The 21,435-nt window shown below is 55.6% G+C and carries 13 protein-coding genes; 2 read left to right on the forward strand and 11 right to left on the reverse strand.

What is annotated here, in order from left to right; translation table 11 throughout:
* Window positions 1-540 (forward strand): glutathione peroxidase, encoded by a 540-nt coding sequence (locus FE783_RS14700; protein ID WP_138880136.1) that lies wholly within the window; start codon window positions 1-3, stop codon window positions 538-540.
* A gap of 76 nt (window positions 541-616) precedes the next feature.
* On the opposite strand, the gene FE783_RS14705 is transcribed toward FE783_RS14700, so the two are convergent.
* From FE783_RS14705 to FE783_RS14725, 5 genes are all read right to left on the reverse strand, one after another.
* Window positions 617-5,536, reverse strand: a complete 4,920-nt coding sequence (locus FE783_RS14705) for an OmpL47-type beta-barrel domain-containing protein (protein WP_138880137.1) — start codon at window positions 5,534-5,536, stop codon at window positions 617-619.
* A gap of 89 nt (window positions 5,537-5,625) precedes the next feature.
* Window positions 5,626-6,966: an ABC transporter substrate-binding protein gene (locus tag FE783_RS14710; protein ID WP_158301807.1), complete on the reverse strand. Its 1,341-nt coding sequence runs from the start codon at window positions 6,964-6,966 to the stop codon at window positions 5,626-5,628.
* 680 nt (window positions 6,967-7,646) lie between these two features.
* Window positions 7,647-8,555, reverse strand: coding sequence for a hypothetical protein (locus FE783_RS14715; protein WP_138880139.1), 909 nt, complete (start codon window positions 8,553-8,555; stop codon window positions 7,647-7,649).
* A complete protein-coding gene (locus tag FE783_RS14720; RefSeq protein WP_138880140.1) occupies window positions 8,549-9,409 on the reverse strand; it encodes a glycosyl hydrolase family 28-related protein in 861 nt (286 codons plus the stop codon). The genes FE783_RS14715 and FE783_RS14720 overlap by 7 nt, the downstream gene beginning before the upstream one ends.
* Window positions 9,410-9,458: 49 nt before the next feature.
* Window positions 9,459-10,838, reverse strand: a complete 1,380-nt coding sequence (locus FE783_RS14725) for an ABC transporter substrate-binding protein (RefSeq protein ID WP_138880141.1) — start codon at window positions 10,836-10,838, stop codon at window positions 9,459-9,461.
* A 242-nt stretch (window positions 10,839-11,080) separates the two neighbouring features.
* Between FE783_RS14725 and FE783_RS14730 the strand changes: the two genes are divergently transcribed.
* Complete coding sequence (locus tag FE783_RS14730) at window positions 11,081-13,312, forward strand: helix-turn-helix domain-containing protein (RefSeq protein ID WP_158301808.1); 2,232 nt, start codon at window positions 11,081-11,083, stop codon at window positions 13,310-13,312.
* Window positions 13,313-13,368: 56 nt separating this feature from the next.
* Here the strand turns inward: FE783_RS14730 and FE783_RS14735 are convergent, their stop codons facing one another.
* From FE783_RS14735 to ilvD, 6 genes are all read right to left on the reverse strand, one after another.
* Window positions 13,369-13,917, reverse strand: a complete 549-nt coding sequence (locus FE783_RS14735) for an SGNH/GDSL hydrolase family protein (RefSeq protein WP_138880143.1) — start codon at window positions 13,915-13,917, stop codon at window positions 13,369-13,371.
* Window positions 13,918-13,931: 14 nt separating this feature from the next.
* A complete protein-coding gene (map, locus tag FE783_RS14740; protein WP_138880144.1) occupies window positions 13,932-14,678 on the reverse strand; it encodes a type I methionyl aminopeptidase in 747 nt (248 codons plus the stop codon).
* Window positions 14,679-14,793: 115 nt separating this feature from the next.
* Window positions 14,794-16,992: a PAS domain S-box protein gene (locus FE783_RS14745; protein WP_138880145.1), complete on the reverse strand. Its 2,199-nt coding sequence runs from the start codon at window positions 16,990-16,992 to the stop codon at window positions 14,794-14,796.
* Between the two features lie 202 nt (window positions 16,993-17,194).
* On the reverse strand, window positions 17,195-17,959 hold the full coding sequence (locus tag FE783_RS14750; protein WP_138880146.1) for an SDR family NAD(P)-dependent oxidoreductase: 765 nt from the start codon (window positions 17,957-17,959) through the stop codon (window positions 17,195-17,197).
* Window positions 17,960-17,975: 16 nt separating this feature from the next.
* Window positions 17,976-19,466, reverse strand: a complete 1,491-nt coding sequence (locus FE783_RS14755) for a M81 family metallopeptidase (RefSeq protein ID WP_138880147.1) — start codon at window positions 19,464-19,466, stop codon at window positions 17,976-17,978.
* 14 nt (window positions 19,467-19,480) lie between these two features.
* Window positions 19,481-21,220: a dihydroxy-acid dehydratase gene (gene ilvD / locus FE783_RS14760; protein WP_202916196.1), complete on the reverse strand. Its 1,740-nt coding sequence runs from the start codon at window positions 21,218-21,220 to the stop codon at window positions 19,481-19,483.
* Window positions 21,221-21,435 lie beyond the last annotated feature (215 nt).

The raw sequence follows: 21,435 nt of genomic DNA on the forward strand, positions 1-21,435 counted from the left end.
ATGGGAGTTTACGAATTCAAGACAGCCAATATCCGCGGAGCGGAAGTATCGCTCGACCAGTATGAGGGCAAAGTGCTGCTGATCGTCAATACGGCGAGCAAATGCGGCCTGACGCCCCAATATTCCGAGCTGCAAAAGCTGTACGAGCAATACAAAGACCGCGGTTTGGTCGTCCTCGGCTTCCCGTGCAACCAATTCGGCGCGCAGGAGCCGGGCACGAACGAGGAAATCCACACGTTCTGCCAGTTGAATTACGGCGTAACGTTTCCGCTGTTCGACAAGATCGACGTAATGGGACCGAATCAGCATCCGTTGTACGGTTATTTGACGCAACAGGCTCCTTTCGAAGGATTCGACCCCGACAACGAGCGCGGCAAACGCCTCTCCTCCATGCTGGAGCGGGAAGGACGTCTGGAGAATAACGACATCAAATGGAACTTCACGAAGTTTCTCGTTGACCGCAGCGGCAATGTAGTCGGCAGATTCGAGTCTCCCGTGGAGCCCGCCAACATCGTGCCCGCCATCGAGGCGCTGCTGTAACGGCGAGAGCGCGACACGGCCAAATACCCCCGGAACCGCAATGGTCCGGGGGTTCTTTCACTCTGCACTTCGAACATTACTTCGTTTTGCGCGGACCGTAACGTACTTCAGCCGTATTGCCGGTTTGGTCAGCGGCCCGGATATGCAAATACAAGCTGTCCGTCCCGCCTCGAGCGGGGATCGTCCTGCCGCTTGCAAACGGCTTCCAACCCGAAGCAGGCGCATTCCCGTCACTCGACCACGCATACGCGAGGCTCGTCTTCTCCACTCCGCTTCCCTGATCGGTAACCGTCACTTTTACCGTAGGAGACCTCGACTTCTCATTGCCGTTCGGATCGAACTGCACATTCGGCGCATTCCGGTCGATCCGGATCAGCACCTGATTCATAAGTTTGTTTCCGGCTTCGTCTACAGCCTGAATCGATACCGGATATGTCCCGTCTTCCGTAAACGTTAGCGTGCCCGTAACAAGACGCCACGAAATGCCTTGATCCAACGAATAAGTAACTGCGGTTACCGCGAGCCCCTGCTGATGGATCGAGTAGACGCTGGCCGTTACGCTTTGCCGGGTCCATTCGCCGCTCGCATAAGGAGAGCCGTCCGAATGACGCAGCGTGACGGTCACCGCCAAGCCGGTCCTCGCGATTTTGATCGTACGCTGCTCCACGGCTTCGTGCCCGGCCAAGTCGGTCGCCCTGACTTTGAGGATATACGTTCCGTCTTGGTCGAAACGAAGCTGCTCGCCATATACGCTCCAAGTGACTCCGCCGTCCAGCGAATACTCCAATGAAGCGAGTCCGCTAAGCTCATCCTGCGCATACACGCTGGCAACGACACTCCGGTTGGTCCACGTATCGTTCGCATAGGGCATGCCGTCCGCGGCGGTCGTCATCGTCACCTTTATTTTCGGAGGAAGCCGGTCCTGCGGCTGCGTCGGCTGCACCGTCACGAGATTTTGCACCCATTCCGCGGGATATCCGAATCGGTACCATTTCTCCACCTTCACCTTGTCGCCCAGCTCGCCCAATATCGATTGGCCGCCGGCCGCCTTGCCCATCCAATTGTTGAATATGTAAATGCCGTCATAGCCCGCTACATAAAACTGGTGAGCTCTCAGCAAATATTGCTGCTTGCCGACGCTTTCGTGTCCCGTCGCGATCCGGATTCCGCGCTTCAGCAATTCTTCCTCCTGCCGAGTCAGATCGCTTCCGGAGAGCGTTCCGTTAATATTTCCATACAGCTGCACATTCGTGCCGGCCGTCATTTCCTTGAACGAATCGATTTCCCCGAAAAACGTCTCATGGCCCAACGTGCAGACGACGAGCGTATCGATCAACTGCTCCTGGATCCATCTCTCGATATCCAAGCCGTTCTGCAAATAAGCGTCATACGGGATGCGTACCGAGATTCGTTCACCCTCCAACTGCCCGCGCACATCTTGCATGAATCCGGTCATGATGTCGGCTTTGAATCGGTTCCACCTGTCCGGTGAAGTCTCCTGCCGGGGATCGATGCCGTATTTCGCGATATAGGCATCGGTTAGAATAGATTCATACCCGAGTACATTCGGATATCGGCAATAATCGAGCTCCACGCCTTTCAGCAGCTTCCGCCCCTGCGCATCGGTTACGGCAGTCGCCTCCTTGAGCACATCGATCACGTATTGTCTGAATTCGGGATAGGCATAGCTCATCCGCACATCCGGCGTGCCGTTGCTTTTGATTTGCAGATAGCCTTTGTTCGCATATTCGGAATACAAGTTGCCATTCAGCCACGGGTAAACATTTTGATTGTAAAACGCCCCCATCCTTAAGGAAGCATAGGCGTCCAACCCGATATCGTTCGCCCGCCCGGCCACGATCGCGAGCGGATCTTTGCCCGCGTCCACATAGCCCAATACGACGTCTCTGACCCGCTTGTCGCCTTCCCGCATCAAGTTCTGCTCTTGTGCCGGAGTCAAGCTCGCATAGGGCCGTCCGGCCGCTTCGCTGTCCCGTAGAATAAGCATCGTCGTCCCGAGCGTCCAGTACAACGAATTCACATCTTGATCTTCAAAAAAATTTACGGCGTTATTCAGCAAACTTTGCTCATTATTGTACCGGCCGCTGAAATAATCGCTGTAGCCGTCATTGTTGTAAATGACCCGTTTCCCCTCTTGACCTTCATCCGGCTTCGCAATAAGCGCGATCTCTTCGGAAGACAGTCCTTTCAGCTTGACATAGGCGATCCTCGCCTGCTTGCCGGGGATCGGGGCTAGCGTGACCGTTCCGCCTTCAAAATCCGACGCCAGCGCAAACACCTCCGCTATCGCCTTGCTGCCATAAGGCTCGCCTGTTACGACGCCATCCATTTCAATCGTCCGCGATTGCGTGCCGTCCGAGACAATCAGTCCTTCGGTTCCGGTCGCATAGCCGATCGTGACGCCATACCAGCCGTGCAAGCTGACAGGCAGCTCCAATGCAGTGGATTCGTTCGTGCTTTCTATGAGCAGACCTCCGCTGTCGGTTCCGTCATAAGTGTAGGCGGCCAGCTTCCACCCGGCTTGCCAGGATAGGCTGCCGGCGGAATCGGCGGCCAGATCGATATCATTGAATACGTACACTTCGCCTGTTACTGCCGTGGCTTCTTGCTCGGGCGGCAAGATGGAGACGGACGGATACACATCCAATTTATAGGACACTCCGCTTCTGACCGTATTGCCGTCCATTAATTTCAGCGATAAATCCATCCAGCCGGTTCGGCCGTTCGCGGGCAATCGCAGCGTAACCGTCTGGCCGCTCACGGGCTGCCGAACGCTGTTTACGACTTGCCCGTCATCGATCAATTCCGCTTCGAGCGCAAGCCGATTCGATGCGAACCATAGCGGATCGGCGTCGATTAACGGAACGACCGCCGTAATCTCGGCGGAATCCGAAGTCGGCAGAACGGTCGCTCCGGCGATCAAAGGCTGAAACTCGCTCCATTCCGGCAGCACGTTTTTGACCAGCTTGATCCGGTCCAAATAGACCTTCGTCTCCCCTGTCGCGCCCGCCGCCTGATTGATGATCGTGATCCGGTCCGGTTGATTCACAGGCATGCCCGCCCCGGACCATATGCCAAGCTTGCTCCCGTTGCGCGTGACGATTAATCGGCCGAACTGATCATAGGCAATGCCCCAGTTGTCATAGTAAGCGCCGGATAACAGGCTCGTCTCGACCGCCTCATAACCGCCTCCGCCTTTGCTTACGTACAGCTTGCTGCCATCGTTATATATAAGTTTGTATAATTTCCCGCCGGCCGCGACTTCGACGATAAACCCTTGCTCCGCTCCCGTCGCGCCGGGTTTCACGAGTGAAGCCATCTTCGCATCGAATTCAAGCGCCCACGGCCCCGTGCCGATGTCGACACTTTTGCTCATTTGCACCGCGCTTGACGCTCCGGCATGGGCATAGGTCAAATACCGCCCTTCTTCAGCGTCCAGCATGCCGGTCACCGAACCGTTCGTTTTGGCATAATCGGTAAAATACGATTCCGCAACAGGGGGTGCTACCGACCAACCCGCCGTTTGGAAGCTTGCGGCATCGTCGTTCAGCAGCAAGTTCGGATCGCCCAGCTCCGTCGTATACAGCTTCACGTAATCCAAATAAACTTCATTCGTGCCCGACTCCAGATTGAGCGGTACGTTCGCGATCTGTACCCGGTCGGATATTCCCGCGGCAGACGAAGCGACTTGGACGAACGTCGCTACGACGGCTTGATCGAGCTTCACACGAACCGTATCTGCTCCGTCGAAGGAGATTTCCCATTTGTGGAAAGCATCGTCGTCCGGCATTTGCACTTGTTTCCTGGTCGAGGCATTTGCCATAATTTTGTCCTTATCGTTAAACGTAATTTTGTACCGTTTCCCGGCGGCATAAATATCGAAATAGACGCCCCGGTCCGCATGATTGGCGGAAGGCTTCATCAGATCGGCGAACCGGGCCGCAAATTCCAGCGTCCACGCCCCGGCGCCGATCGGTACGGTTTTCAGCAGCCGCACGTATTTCCCTTGCAAGCTCGCCCGGTTATCTCCGTATAACAAATATTGTCCGGGTGGGACCGTTTTCATTAGGATGCCGTTCGGATTGCCGAGGGAGTTCCCCGCATCCGTAATGTACAGTCCGTCGATCGGAGCAAGCGACCTGGACCATCCCGCGTCGCTTATGCTGGAAGCGCTGTCATCTAGGAGCATATTGGATGGCATTGCTTGTCCGTTTGAGCGCAGAGCTATATGGTCTATGTACACCTCGTTCGTGCCGGACTGCCAGTTCAATGGCGCATTCAGAATGACAAGTTCGTCCGCCCTCCCCGATACGGCAAATCCGATGTTCGGGAAGCTGGCCATTACATGTCCGTCCATCTTAACGGATACCGTATAATTGCCGTCATACGCTATCTCCCATTGATGAAAAGCGTCATCGGCAGGCATATCTGCCTCTTGCTGCACATAAGCGCCCGACGCATTTGTCATCGCCAATATTTTGTTCGTATCGTTGAATGTAATTTTATATTCTTTCCCGGCTGCGAATAGTTCAAAGCTGATCCCTCGGTACACGGGGAATTGGCTCGGCTTCATCAAATCCGCAAACTTGGCGGAGAACTCCAAAGTCCACGCGCCGGGGCCGATCGGCATCTTCTTCGATATGGACGTATACTTGGAAGCTGCACTCGCGTTCTGATCCCCGTACAGCAAGTATTGACCCGGTAGAACATTCTTCGTCGCGATCTGATTCGGATTGCCGAGAGAGTGAGAGGAATCGATAATGTAGACGCCTGTCTCGGGCGGTATTCTCCTGCTCCATCCTGTGGCCTGCAGGCTGGTTGCGTCATCTTCGAATCGTAATACACTTCCTTCCGCCGAATCGGCATATACGGTGCCGCTGCCAATCCCGGTATTTGCTGAGAACGGCAAAGTTCCGGCCATAATAAAAGCGATTAGGAGCAAGCTGATTGATCTGCGCCATGTGAACGTTAACATGTAGCCACCTCGATCCCTATATAATAGATAAGAAGAGGACAGGCGCTGTTCGGGTAGCCTCCTGTCCTTCTCCTCCGCACGTACCGAACTTATTTTTTGGCTGCTTTGATCTCTTCTATCTTCTTATTGGCCGCTTCGGTCGACTCGCGGAACGCGGTATTGATATCCATTTTGCCGTGCACCACTTTTCTGAATATGAGGTAAAGCTCGTTTTGGGCCGTCGCGGTAAATTCGGAGAACGGCTCATCCGGCACCGGGGCGAATTGTTTCGGCAGCAGGGCGCCGACGTTTTTGCCTTTATAGAAGGCGGATTCCTGTCCGAATTGCATGACGATCGATTTGTCCTTTAGCACCGGAAGCAGCATGCCTTGCTTCGTAGCGGCCGTCTGGAATTCGGCCGAGGTCAAATAGGCCATCGCCTCGAACGCTTCTTCCTTGTGCTTGCTCGTATTGAACATCGAGATGATGAACGGATACGGTTGGGAGCCTACACCCGGCTTTTCCTTCATCGAGGGGAACGAAGTAAAGTCCCATTGGTTGCCGAGACCCGCGAGCGACTCTTCGCCGAGCAAGGTGCCTCCCGGCTCGATCATGGCGACCGTTTGTTCCTTCAGGAACAGCGTGTTCACGTTCGTATCGGGCGATAATTTGTCCATGCCGTAGCCGGGGAGCTCGTAGATGCGGAATATGTCCTTCAAATAATTTTTGAATTCGCTTGTATCGAAGGCGACCTTCTGCCCAGACGCGTCGAACAGCTTCTGCGATACTTGATTCAGCCTCATCAAATGGACGTAAGATGCCAAAAATCCGCGATACTGCACACCGTTGTCATTGCGTGTCAGCCGTTTGGACAGCTCGTACACGTCGTCCCAGCTCATCCCGTCCTTCGGATAGGCGACGCCGAATTTATCGAACACGGTTTTGTTGTAATACAGCGTGTTGGGCGCCATATAGATCGGAAGGCTGAACAATTCGCCTTTGGTCGATAAGCTTCGAACGGCGCCGACCGCTGCCGGGTCCAACTGGTTCAAGTCATATTTATATTGTTTGATAAGCGGGGTCAAGTCGAATTGAGATTCATACTTCCTTATCGTCGTCTCGAATCCCGGCCCTGGGGTAGTCATGATCAAATCCGGTAAAGTACCGGACACGACCATTTCTTCCAGCTGCTTCGGACCTTGGTATGTAATCGCCTTCACTTTAATATAGGGGTATTTCTTCATGATCGGTTGCGCAAAAACTTTATCGTTTTGTTCCTGCGACCAGGTGCCGTTATAGTGGAAGATCGAGATTTCTACCGTCTCCCTCGGTTTTTGCTGCCCGCTTCCTTTCTCGGCTTCCGTGCTTGATCCTTTGCCGCCGCTGCACGCTGTCAATGACGATACGACTATAATGCCGGCTAACGATACAAAAATCGATTTTCTAATCATCTCTTTGCTTCCTCCCGTTTGTGTTGTAATTCGGTCCCCCATCGCTGCAAACGGCTTTGCCGGTCATGATTAATGCAAGATGCTCACCCCCTTTCATACTTTCATCCGGCACTCGCCTCCCGGAAGCGGACCGCTTGGATCCGTTGAACGAAACGCGCCTTTGGTAAGCGCTATCATTTCTTCAGCGCGAAATATTTGTAGGACCGATCGGGATATATGGCTGCAGGAAAGCGAGGCAATCTCTGCCCGTCCGATGAAAGCGCGGTTCGGAAAATTTCCGGTTCGAATCCTGGTCGGAGAAATGCATTCGTACGAGAAACGCTATTCCGGTGGAAGTTTTTACGTTCAATAGAGAGGCGCAGTACGCCGTTTACGACTTAGGTCGCGACATCTGCAATATGGTCGGACCACTAATCGGAAGCGTGGAAATAGGAGAAGAAGAGCAACAATGATCTCGCCAAACTGTATACTATGGTCATACCATAATACCACAACAATTGTTATCATATACGTTTCTGAATGGATCGTCAATAACATTTTTACAATTTTTACAGGAATTCGAGGCTCCGTCCTGGTGCAAAAGACTCTTTTTTTCCCGGTCCGATTCGCGCGCATACAAAATACCCCCGGAACCGTTATGGTCCGGGGTATTCGGATAAGTGGCGAGCCGATATTGCGGATCACACCCAACGGATGGCGGCAACCGGAGCGCCCGCCGCAACATTGCCGGCAAGCGTCTCCGAGATCGTCACCGTATTGCCGGATATGGCCGAGACGGACGTCCACTGCGTCGTCCGGTCTTCCAGGCAGACGGCTAGCACGTCTCCGACACTCATGCCGGCCGCATCGGCCACCGGCAGCGCAGCCGTGCCCGAGCTTTGCGCGGTTGATACGATCGTATCCGCCCTGCCGACACAAATCCATAAGCCGGTTCCGTCGCTTTTCGCAACCGTATGTCCCGGATGCACCAGCCCTTTGACCGGTTTCGCCGCTTGCACGAGCGGACGGCGCTGCCTTCTGCCGATATCGTCGACGGACCAACCGGCGGCATTCGTCCTGACGTACGCTTTCAATCTTGCATATTCGAAGCTTCCCGGTCCGTAGTAGTACAGGACGATATTGGCGTATTTCACCGTTTTGTCGCTGAAGACGACCCAGGCGTCGCTCACGTTCGTTTGGAAGCCGGCGTAATCGCCGAGCTGCTTCCAGCCGCCGATGCCGTTGATGTACAGCTTGTCGTTCAGCAAACTTCTGTTCTCATCGTAGCAATATACCCGGTAACGGAACTGCTTCGAATCGGCTTCGAACTTGAACCGCTCCACCTCGCCCACCGGCATGATCCCCGTTTCGAACAAGACGGTGTAGCTTTGCGCGACCAGCTTGTCGAAGCCGCTTCGCACGACATTTTTCATATTGGCATACTCCGCGCATCCATCCAGAATGACGCTGTTCCGGTCGATCGACACTACGCTTGCGACCCGGTATAACGTTTCTATGCCGGCGAGCACCATATTTTCTTGCCCGTTGTCCGTCACGATTGCGCCGCTCGCCAAATTGCCGTTGTTGGATACAAAGTTGTCGATCAGCACGTTGTAGTACGTTCCGGCGGATTGATTTTCGTCCCGCCCTCGGTTCTCAAGTCGTAAAATTTGTTTCTTACGCCTTTCTTGATCTGGATAACCGCATCGGCACCCTCCACGCACGGCTTGATGAATACATTGTTGTTATGGCTGTAGCTCGCCGAATCGATCACAATTTTTTTCAGAGCGCCTTCGTAAAACGTATTCTCGTTAATCCAGCTTGTCCCGGCCGCTCCGTACAGCTCCAGCGTGTTGATCATCCGGCCCAAATAAAATTCGCAGTACGCGATGCTGCTCATCGTCGGATCGGCGGCGTCGGCGAACAGCTGCAAATAGTAGCAGCTCATGACTGTCATCTTGGCGTTTTTCAATCCGACCGCCCGGATGCCGATATCGTCCTGGTTTAGCGTATTTCCTTTCGTTACGCCGGCGAAATAAAGCCGGAACACTTTCGTATTTCTTGAATCGTTGCCAACGAGCAAAGCATGCGAATGGTCGACGTAAGAGACGATCGTACCGAGCGATTCGATGTACGGGATGTAGCGCAAATTAACCGTAGACGAAATTTTAACTTTCATCGCGGCGGGAACGTACAGCGCCTTCCCGCTCGCTCTCGCAGCATCGGCCGCCAGCTGGAATGCCGCCGTATCGTCCGCCGTTCCGTCCCCAATTACCCCATAATCGGCGACATTCACACAGTCCATGCAGCAGCTCGGCTCCCCGCCTCCGTATACACCTGCGGTTACTGTCCCTTGAGGCTGCCCTGCAAACGCTTCGGGAACAAGCCCGCCTGCAAGAAATGCCGCACCCGCCGCGCCCATCGTTCCGAGCAGCGCTCTTCTCGTTATGTTCCGCTCTTCCATACTACCCCTCCCGTATAATGGATAATGGTGTCATTCGCACGTTGCACCGTTACTTGACTTTGGCTTTGTCTTCAGCGATTTTCTTGTTCGTTTCCTCCTCCGCCTGCCGGATCGCGGTATTTACATCCTGCTTGCCGAGTATTAAATTGTTGAACCCTTTGATCAGCTCGTTGAAGGCGGTGCCGTTGTATTGGCTTTGGTACGGTGCGGGTGCGAATTTCTCGGGCAGCAGCGCTTTCAGGTTTTTTCCCGTGAACGCCGGCAAATCTTTGCCGAATGCATCGCGTACCGCCTGGCTTTTGAGCACGGTCAACGTGCCTTGCTTCGATTTCTCCATTTGGAATTCGTCGGACGTCAAGTATTGCAATATTTCGAACGCCTGGTCCTTGTGCTTGCTCGAGACCGAAATATAGAACGCCGTCGAATACGGCTGCGGGCCGACGTTCGGCAGTTCCTTGAAGGTAGGCATCGAGACGAAATCGTAGTTCATGCCCGCAAACGTAAGCTCGCTTGCACCCGACCCGGATATCGGCAAATACATGGCGACCGTCTTATCCTTCTCCCACAGCTTGCGCTGCTCCGCGACGCTCACTTGCGCCGCCGTCAGCTCGTTGCCGGGAATTTTGTAGATCGAAGCCATTTTGTCGAACAGCACCTTCCAGTTGTCATTCTGAAAATTCGCTTTCTCCGACGACGGATCGATGAAGCCGAGCGAGAACGGGTTCCGGAGTATCATGCCGCTCGCGTTCACGATCGCTCCGCGGTACTGTATGCCGTTCTCGGTACGGGTCAGCTTCCTCGCCAGCTCGTAGAACTCGTCCCAATTCATGCCGTCCTTCGGATACGGCACGCCAAATTTGTCGAATATATCTTTGTTGTAGACAAGCGGGGAAGCGGCCCCGATTCCGGGAAGTCCGTATATTCCCCCGTTCGCGAGCTGCATCGCCAAGGCGACCGCGGACGGCTCCAGCCGGTTCAAGTCGTACTTGTACTTCTTGATTAACGGCGTCATATCGTATTGCAATTTATTGGCCAAAATGTTGCCGTGCACGGCCGCGCCGGAAGAAAACAAAATATCGATCGGCTGGCCCGCCGCGATCAGCTCCGGTATCCACATGCCACCCGGCTGGCCCGCATATGGAAGCGCCTTCACCGTGACGTGGGGAAATTTCTTCGCGATCGCGTTGCCGTAATTGTCCATAAACTTCTCCGGCGTCCAGCCGAACGAAACGTCTTTGAATACGATTTCGACCGGCTCCTTGAGCGGCGCGGGCGGAGCGTCGCTTGCGCTGCCGGCCGCCGGGCTTCCTCCGCCGCTTCCCTTGCTTTCTCCATTGCCGCCGCCCGATGATCCCGCGCAAGCCGGCAGCGCGATCAGCAGACCGCCGATTAGAAGCGGCAGCATGGCCTTGTTCCGAATGTTGAGCATTTGTGTGAGCACCCCTTCGTTTTGTCGATACGCCCCTATTGTGCGGCATTTCCGGCGGCAAACCAATTGCAATGTTTCGCTATTTGTTATGCGTTTTCGCTGTCCCGCATTGCAAATATTCGGCCGCGGTTGCTATTTTCCGGTTAAGTGCTTCCCTTTGTTTACATCGGCGAAAACGGTATGTTACGATGAGGTCGCGCGGCTAAACGCGACGACGAATGCGGAAAGGAAGTGGAACGGAAATGGGATGGTCCATAGTCGACAGGCTCCGCAATCTTTATTTCCGCCGCTTATTCGTATCTTATACGATCATTACGGTTGCCGTCTCCTGCTTGTGCGGCGCGATTTTGTACGATAAAGCCCGTCAGGTGACCGCCGGCGATTTATATGCAACCGGTCAAAACCGGCTTAATCAAATGAAAAGCTACATGGAGGAGACGTATCCGGCCATTTTTAAAAACGCTTTCATAAGCAACATGCTGTCTACAGTCGATCTTCCTTCCGGCTCGGACGATGCGTTCTCGACCTTCTATAAGGAATACGGCTCGAACGTATACCAGATTTTCCGCCTTGCCGACTATTTGAAGGGAACGGTGGAAGCCAACGAAGGCGTTGACAGCATCTCGATCTATTTCAAATCGGCCAACATGATGGTGAACCAATACGCGTTTTACCGGATGGCGGAAAATTCCCCCAAGTACGACCTGCTGACCGAGCTCGATCAGGGCCGGTTACAAACCGACCGCTGGATCGCGCGCACCGTTCCGTACGGGAATGAAGCGGCGGAACGGCTTCTTACGTATATTTATTCTTTTCCGTTGAACGCACCTGCGAACGAAGCGAAAGGGTATATGTTTATCGACCTGAAATCCGACCATCTCGGCCGGATGCTCGATTCGCAGTTGCAGTCTCCTGACGAAAAGCTGCTCATGTACGACCGCAGCAGCGGTTACGCCGCCTATTCCGGCAACGTAACGGAACGCGATGAGGGATTGCTCCGGAATATGCTGATCGGAGAAGCCTCTTCTGTATACCGGGAGGGCGGAATATATTTCAGCGCCCTGAAGCAAACGGACTTAAGCGGCGGCTGGGCGTTCGCTTCCGCACGTCCCGTCGATTCGATCGAGGTCGCCTCCGGCTCGATGCAGCGGCAAATATTCCTCGTCAGCCTGAGCGTACTGCTGTTCGGCGTCGCGGCCTCTTATGCCGTCGCGGTCATGACGTACAATCCGGTTCAACGCATGCTGCAGAAGCTCAAGGAAAGCGGCGGCGTTTCTCTTCCGGGTCAGCAGCGGAACGAGTTCTCTTTGTTCGAACACGTCTTAGCCGGACTGAACAACAGAATCAGGCAGTTGGCGGGACAGCTTAACGAAGAGAAGCTTCTAGCGCTTCTGAACGGCCGTCTGGATGCCGACGAGCTGCCCGAGCCCGTGCCCGCGGACTCCCTGTATATGGCCGTCAAAGTGAAGTTAGCTGGAACCGGAGGCAAAACGGGATTGACGAGACTGCACAAGCAGGCCGCTCTATGCCCGCACACGGCGATCCATACCGGCCCGTCCGAGCTATGCATGCTGTACTATTCGGATGAGTTGCCGGACAAGAAACGACAGATCGGGCAATTTTGGCGGCAAGCCGCGGCATCGAGCCGGACGAATGAGAGCCTTTTGTCCGTGGGAATCGGCAGCATCGCCCATGCCGCCGAAGACATCGCTAAATCGTACGGGCATGCCGCCGCGGCCGCGGGCTACACGTTCATTCAAGGCTTGGGTACGGCAATCGACTATGACGATATAATCTCGCGGAGCTCGCTTCCATCCGTCCGTTTCGAACCGTTCGAGAACGCTCTCCGGGCTGGTGATACGCAGTCGGTCGGGCAGTTCATCGACGAGTTCGGCGCCGCCATGAAGCAAGCCGCCGTCTCGCTCGAAGGCGTCGAGCTTTCGCTTATGCAGATGACGGTTACTTTGTCCAAAGTCATCGTAGATATGAACAGCAAGGAGCAGATGTTCCCGAACGATTATATGTTCAAGGATGTCAGGATGGACACGATCGATGAGACGCTCGAACGGATTCGGGAGCGGAGCCTGCAAATCGCCGATCATATCGGGCGGCATCTGCTGCGCAGCACCCAATACGACGTGATTACCCGGCTGAAAGCATATATCGACGACCATCTCGAAGAAGATATTTCGCTGGACCGTCTGTCCGCCATGGCCGGCTTGTCGACTCACTACGTATCCAAACAGTTCAAGGAACTGCTTCACGTTTCGTTCGTCGACTATTTGACGGGCGCCCGGATGGACAAAGCGTGCGAGCTGCTGCGCGGCGCCGGCCTGTCGGTTACCGACATTTCCGCCAAGGTCGGGTACGGCAACGTCCAATATTTTTGCAACAAGTTCAAGAGCAGGTACGGGGTAACTCCGAATCAGTTCCGCAAATCTTATTCGGGCGCTTCCGTAGAAGCGCTGCGGTAACATGCGAAAGAAAAGACCGCCCTTCGGATTGTGCCCGGGGCGGTCTTCTGGTAGATTCACAAATAATGTCGGATTGCCGCTGTTACCCGCTCGGCCAGCCTCGCATTGCCAAGCTCGCTCATGTGCAGCCGATCCGGGCAAAGACACCCCGCCATGTCTTGCTTGACGATGGCGTTCAGATCGTTTACTTCGACTCCGTGCCTGCTCATCAGTTGAACCGCCGCCGCATTGTACAGATCGATCTCGGCATTGCTTCGGTTCGTCTCGTCATACGGCACCGGGGTCGTCGTGGCGAAGATGATCGACGCTCTCGTCCGCTGCAGCTCGTTCAGAATGCGTGCGATCGTGTGGATGTACTCGTCGAGCGGCGTCAGCGCCTCGATCATCGGCGCTTCGTGATGCAAATCCCACAATCCGTTGTTCCAATGCACGATATCGGGCTTCCCCAGCTCCTTGATCCACAGGTTGACGCCCCATAGCGTATGCTTCGCGAACCGGCCGTTCTCCGCCGGAGCGACAACTTCGGCTTCCCCCGCCAGCTGCGCGCGAACGAGCGGTTCATAGCCCATCCGGATCGAATCTCCGAGCAGCAGTACTTTCTTCATCCGTCTATCCCCTGTCACTGCTTCGTTAAAATAAGCGGCCCTTCCGCCGTAATCGCTACCGTATGTTCGTACTGCGCCGACAAGCCGCCGTCCTCCGTCCTCGCCGTCCAGCCGTCCGCATCGAGCTTGCTGCGGTATGTGCCGGTATTGATCATCGGCTCGATCGTAATGACCATCCCTTCCTTGAGCCTTACGCCGCGGCCCGGCGGTCCGTAATGGGGCACCTGCGGCTCCTCGTGCATCGACTGTCCGATCGCATGGCCTACAAAATCGCGGACGACCGAGAAGCCTTGAGACTCCGCGTACGATTGGATCGCATACGATATATCGCCGATCCGGTTCCCGACAACGGCCTTCTCGATTCCTTTGTACATGGATTCCTTCGTGACGTCCAGCAGCTTCCGCGCAACGGGACTGACGTTCCCTACCGCGTACGACCAAGCGGAGTCGGCGAGCCATCCGTCCAGATTGACGACCATGTCGATCGCGACTATGTCTCCGTCCTCGAGCGCCCGCTCTCCCGGGAATCCGTGACAGATTACATCGTTGACGGACGCGCACGTGGCATACGGATAGCCGTGATATCCTTTCTGCTCCATCGTCGCGCCGTGCTTGCGGATAAACTCCTCGGCAAACTTGTCGATCTCGATCGTCTTGACGCCAGGCTTGATCAAGCCTGCTATTTCCCGATGGCAGGCGGCCAGCAGTTCACCCGCCCGCTGCATCTTCGCTATTTCTTCTTTCGTTTTGATGACGATCATCGCGCGCCTCCCGAAAACGGAAAGCCAGAAATGCGGAACGCATTTCCGGCTTTCGCCATGAATTGCTTTCTATTATAAAATTTTCACCGGATGAATACAAATATGCCTGCCAGCGTCACTCGTCCTTATAAGGCAAGCCGACCTCCACCGTCGTGCCGACGTTTTCCCGGCTGCGCACGGTTATCGTGCCGTTATGGTTTTCGATGATGCGCTTGCTTACCATGAAGCCGAGGCCGGTCCCCTTCTCCTTCGTCGTATAGAACGGCTGCCCCAGCTTGCTTAACAGCGGTTCGGGGATGCCGCATCCTTCGTCGACGATGCTGACGACAATCCGCTCGCGCCCCTGCCTGCGCATCCGGATATGGATCTTGCCTCCGTCCGGCATCGCTTCGATCGCATTTTTAATGAAATTGATCCATACTTGCTTCAGCTGGTTCTCGTCACACAGGATGCAGGCCGTCTCGGGATCGAAGTCGGTTACGATCTGCACGTTGCTCATGATCGCCTGCGAATCGAGCAGCGTCTTCACCTGCTTGAGCAGCAGCCCGACGTCTTTGCGCGTAAACATGACCGTCTGCGGCTTGGCGAGCAGCAGCAGCTCGCTCGATATCATTTCGATGCGCGCGATCTCCGAGAGCATGATATCGAAATATTGGCGTTTCTCCGTGTAGCCCGATTTCAGCAGCTGGATGAACCCTTTGATCGCGGTGATCGGATTGCGGATTTCATGCGCGATGCCGGCCGCGAGCTGACCGGCGATCGACAGCTTCTCCGAATTGATCATCAGCTCTTCAGCCTGCTTCCGGTCGGTTATATCTCTAAGCGATACGGAGTATCCCGATATGTTCCCCTGTTCGTCCCTTAGAGGAAAAGCGGTCAAGTTGACGTTAAGTCTCGTTCCGTCCTTGCACAGCCGGATCGTTTCATAGCTCGGAACCGGCTGACCGGCATTCAGCAAGGCCAAATTTCGTTTCAGCTCGGGCATCATCTCCGGCGCCACGAAGCGGATATCGATTACGAGCTGGCCTACGATCTCCGCACTGTTCCAGCCGAATGTCCGTTCGAACGATTCGTTCACCTGAATCAGCCTGTTATCCGCATCGAATACCATAATCGGATCGATATTATGGTCGATAAACGATTCCAGCCGTTCTTTAGTCGCTCGCAGCTCATTCTCGGCCCGTTTCCGTTTCGTAATGTCTCTTCCGACTCCAAGAATTTTATCCTCTTCGCCTTTCGTGTCGCGGACGATTTTGGATGTCGTCTCAATCCAAACGTAGTGCCCGTCCTTATGCAAGATCCGGCACGTATGCGTCTTGGTGTCGGAATGCTCCGAAACAAGCGCCGCCCCGTCGACGTCCGCATCGTCCGGATGCCGGAACAGCGAGAACGGTTTCCCGATCAGCTCCCACGGCTCGTACCCGAGAACTTTGGTCAAAGCGGGAGAGATGAACAAGGTCGTGCCGTCCATCGAACTGTACGTAATCATATCCTGTGAATTGTCCGAGATGAGCCGGTACATTTCTTGGCTTTCCTGCAGCTTCTCCCATAATTCCTTCTGCTTCGAAATGTCCCGCGACAAGCCGTGTACGCCGATGATTTCACCGTCGACGACGATCGGAATGTTCGTCACGTCGAATACGATCCGGTTCCCCTCGGAGTCTATCCCTACGGCTTCATACCGTTGGGGCATGCCGTTCGCCGCTGCCTGGAACCCGACCTCGGTCTGATGCATGCTCTCCGGAGCCGTCAGCGATTTTAAATGAAACGGCCGCTCCTTGAAATCATTCGTCCCGTACCCGAACGTTTTATGAAACGTCTGATTCGCGAATGTCAGATAACCATCCATGTCCAATGAATAAATCAAATCCGGATGGTGCTCGAAAAGCGACTGATACCTAAGCTTGCTAAGCCTCAGCTCCAGCTCCGACTGTTTCATGCCGGTTATATCCGTTATTTGCGAAATGAAAAACTGCGGTTCGCCGTCCCCGTCCCGGAGCAGCGTGGAGCGGAGCAGCACCCAGACGACATGCCCCTTTTTGTGGATATAGCGCTTCTCCAGCTGATACGACTCTCTCTTGCCGTCGAGCAGCTCGCCGATCAGCGCCCAGTTCCGCTTGACGTCATCGGGGTGGGTAATATCCAGAAACGACAAGCCGGTCAGCTCATCCGCCGTATAGCCTACGATCGAGCAAACGGAGTCGTTCACCTGAATCAACTGCCCGTCCGTGCTTATGATCGCCATCCCGATCGGCGCATGCACGAACGCCAGTTGAAATATATCCTCATTGCGCAGCAAATGTTTAATGGGCATGGGAAGATCCTCCGCGACTAAACTGATCGTTACATTTGTTCGTGAAGGAGCGGTGCTTTTCCTCCGTATCGCCCGCTGCGACAGTTAAAATCAGGAAAAATATTTTGATGCGAAATTCGACATTTTTTTCGGTTGAAGCCGCGACGCCGCCCTATAACGCCGACGGCCGCCCTGCTTCTCGCAGAGCGGCCGTCGTTTCGTTTCAGTGCATCACCCAGCCGCCGTCTACATTGACGGTTTGGCCGGTCGTAAAATCGCTGTCGCGCGAAGCGAGGAACAAAAAGGCGCCGACCATGTCCGGCGGCAGCTGGCGGCGCGGGATCGCCTGCTCCTCGGTCAAATAGAGGCGGGTCTTTTCCCGCTCCGCCGCATCCGGCATGTCGAGGAGCTCCTGCTCGGTCATCACCGCTCCCGGCGATATCGCATTGACCGTGATCCCGTGCATCCCGACCTCTCTGCTCAGTGCCCGGGTAAAGCCGATAACGCCGCCCTTGGAGGCTACGTAATGGACGAAGCCTTTCTGCCCCCGCCAGAACGTGACCGAAGAAACGTTTATTATTTTTCCATAGCCTTTCTCGCGCATATGGGGAAACACGGCTTTGCTGGTCAAGAAGCAGGACTTCAAATTAACGGCCTGCACGCGGTCCCATTCGTCGCCGGTTATTTCATGCCACGCTTTGCGCGGATATATGCCCGCATTGTTGACCAATATATCGACGCCGCCCCAAGCCCGGTTGACCGTCTCGATCATCGCGTTCACCTGGGCTTCGTCGCTGACGTCCGCGAACACGGCCATCGCTTGCCCGCCGGCGGCTTCGATTTCGGCAACGACGTCCCGCGCCTTCTGTTCGGAGCCGATATAATTGACGGCGACGCGCGCCCCTTCCGTCGCGAAAGCGAGGCATACTTCCCGGCCGATGCCGGTAGATCCGCCCGTAACGAGCGCAACTTTATCGTGTAATCTCATCGCAAGCGCATCTCCTTTACTTTCCGTTGAAGCCGTCCTCGAACGGGTACATCGGCCTCGGGATATGACGGAACGGCAAGCTCCGCAAGTTGGCGGTGCTCGCTCCGGGCGTATCGAGGATATAGATCTGCCGGGTCAGCAACTCGTACTCGGCGCGGAATTGATTCGCCGATTTCACCAGCACGAGATCCGCTTCCAGCGGCTCCAGCCCGACGCTCCGATACATGGCCGGATCACCCGTGAATGTAGGGTTCTCCATCAGCAGCAGCGATATCGTCCCGATGCTTACGACCGCGCATCGTCCCATATTGGCTTCCAGGTTGGAAGCCGCTCCGCCGCCGAAACGGAACTTGCCGCTGCCGATCTTGACGACCGTCCCTTCGATCTCAATCGGCTGTCCGACCGAGCGGCTGAGTGAATGTCCCACCCGGAGCTTGACGTCCGCTCCCTCTCCCGCTTCCACGGCAGCATGGGCCGCATCGCGGTCTACCATCGACAGCAAGCAGTTCAATCGCCGGTCCGCGCCCAGCCGAAGCAGCTCGCGGAGCACGAAGCTGCTGTCCCCCGCCGACCCTGCGCCGGGACTGTCCGCGGAATCGGATAGGACGGCCGGCTCGCCCCGGACCGATTCGGTCGCGAGCTGCCGGACGATTTCCTCGACTTGATATAGCTTGATGTCAAATAGACTCCTCTTGTCCCACATGAGAGCGGCCAGACGATCCGCTTCCCGCTCCGCACACCCGGCGTCTTCGTCCATGACGACAACCGAGCAGCCCATCTCCGCAATGTCCAGCCACGGCTGCACGAGGAACAGCGAGGTCAATGCGCTGCGGCCGTCCCGCTCGCCGGCCGACGCCTCCGACCAGAGCTCTGCCATCGGCCCGCGATAAGTTTCGTGGCGCTCCGCCGGCACGATCATCGGAATTTTCCTCATCCGGATATGCGGCTTCGTTTCTCCGCGTACGATGCGAAACAGCAGCTTCGCGGCGCGGTACCCCGTCTCCACATAATCGACATGAGGAAACGTGCGATAGCCTACGATTCCGTTCACTCCATCGACGATTTTGCGGGTAACGTTCGCATGCGAATCGAGAGTGATGACGATCGGAACGTCCGGACCTACCCGGCTGCGGATCGCTTCGACGATTTCCCCGTCCGCATCGTCTTCATCCTCGGCAACCCATGCTCCGTGAAGCGAGAACAGCACTCCGTCGCAGGAGGGGATTCGTTCCAGCCTCTCGAGCAAAATATGCTTCAATTCATCCAGCGTCCTGCGCGGAACTTTGCCCGAAGAGACCGCCTGCGTAAACACAGTGGGAAGCAGCGTTACGCCGGGCGCTTCTTCCGCCGCGGCGCGAACAAATCCGGCCAGTTCGTTCTCGACCGACTGCGGCTGCAACAGTTCGTCCCCGGTAAGAAAATAATAGTGCTGGAAATCGCGCAATGCGCTGCTCGCTTCGCTGAACGTATTGCTTTCCTGGATCATTCCGCCGATTACAATGTTCATGCTTGCCGTCCTCCTTACCCTTGAGCGGATGCGCCTTCAAGCGCCGGTTTGGCGAGCCTTGTATATTGGCCCAGCGCACCTTTATGCCGGATGTCGGGACGTTTCCATTCCGCTTTACGTTTCTCCAGAGCGAGACCGATTTCCTTCTCGTCGTTCGAATCGCTGCCATTCAGACGAATAAGGTCGAGGCGCCGTTCCGGGATATCGATCCGCACGATGTCTCCGTTCTCCACGAACGCGATCGGTCCGCCGTCAAGCGCTTCCGGCCCCACATATCCGATGCACGGCCCGCGGGTCGCGCCGGAGAATCGCCCGTCCGTGACGAGCGCCGTCGACTTGGACAGTACCGGATCGGAGGCGATCAGCTCGGACATGTAGAACATTTCCGGCATGCCGGTTGCCCGGGGTCCCTGATAGCGGATAATGATCACGTCGCCCGGCTGAAATTCCCGGTTTAAGTACGCGTCCACCGCCGTCTTCTCGCTGTCGAACACTTTCGCCGGCCCTTCATGCACCATCATTTCGGCCACGACGGCCGATTTTTTGATCGTCGCCCCTTTCGGAGCCAAGCTGCCTTTCAACAGCGCCATCGAGCCTTCCGACTTGAGCGGCTTCGAGATCGGATAGATGACGTCCCTTTTGTTCAGCTTATAATTCGCGAGAAACATCTCCGCATAATTCGGCATTTCGCTCTTGGCGAACTGCTCCAGATTGTCTCCGATCGTCCGCCCCGTTACCGTCAAGCAATCGAGATGAAGGTGGTTTCTCAGCTCCTTCATGACCATCGGCACTCCGCCCGCGTACCAGAACAGCTCCGTCGGGTATTTGCCCGCCGTCTTCGTATCGACCAGTACGGGAATTTCGCGGTGAATCGCGTCGAACGTTTCCGCGCTCAGCTCGATCCCGATCTCGCCCGCTATGGCGATCAAGTGCATGACGGCGTTTAGCGACCCCCCGATCGCCGAGTGGATCATGATGGCGTTCTCGAACGCCTTCTTCGTCAATATGCGCGACGGCGTCAATCCGGTGCGCATGAGCTCCATCACCTGCTGTCCTGCGGCTCTCGCCATCCGGCGAATTTCCGCATTCGTCGCGGGAATGAGCGCCGACCATGGGAGCGCCAGGCCGAGCGCTTCCGCCATCACCTGCATCGTCGCCGCCGTACCCATATATTGACAAGCGCCGCACGTCGGGCAGCACGCCCGCTGGAACGCCAGAAACTGCTCTTTGGTCATGTTCTTCTCTTTCACTTCGACGCTCATATGCCACAGCTCTTCGTTCGATTTCATACACGGCCCGGCGCCCATCGCTCCGCCGGGCACATGGATGGACGGGATGTCGAGCCGCGCGATCGCCATCAGATGGGCGGGAACCGCCTTATCTCCGGCCGAGCTCAGCACCATCGCGTCAAAAGGCGTCGCCTTCACGTGGATTTCCACCATCGATGCGATGAAGTCTCTGGATGCAAGCGAATAGTGCATCCCGTCATGAGCCTGTGCGATGCCGTCGCATATATCGGTCGTCGTATAGCGGGCCGGCTTGCCTCCCGCCTGCAGCACGCCCTTCTCCGCTTCTCCGGTAAGCTCGTCGAGATGGTACGAGCTCGGATGGCTCGAACCCGCCGTGCTTTCCACGAGCACCTGTACTTTATCCAAATCGGCCACTGACCAATCCATCGACATACGTAAAGCGTCGCCTTCGAAGCTCATGCTTCTTACTTGCTGGCTGCGCAGCCCTTCCGGTGTTGTGCTCACAATCGTTTTTCCCCTCTCCGGTCGTTTCATAACAATGCTGACAATAATAAGTATAAATGATAATGTAAGATTGTCAACAATATTACTGAAGTTTGTTTGCTAAATATTTGCAGAGAGCTGGGGTGGTCCTATAACGCTCAAATGTACCTTATTTCCGAGAAGTTGGCGATTCGGCAGTCGAGTAGTGTTCATATGTACCTTATCGCATCCTTTCC

The organism is Paenibacillus mesophilus (genome assembly GCF_005938385.1).
GTDB classification, from domain to species: Bacteria; Bacillota; Bacilli; order Paenibacillales; family NBRC-103111; genus Paenibacillus_AB; species Paenibacillus_AB mesophilus.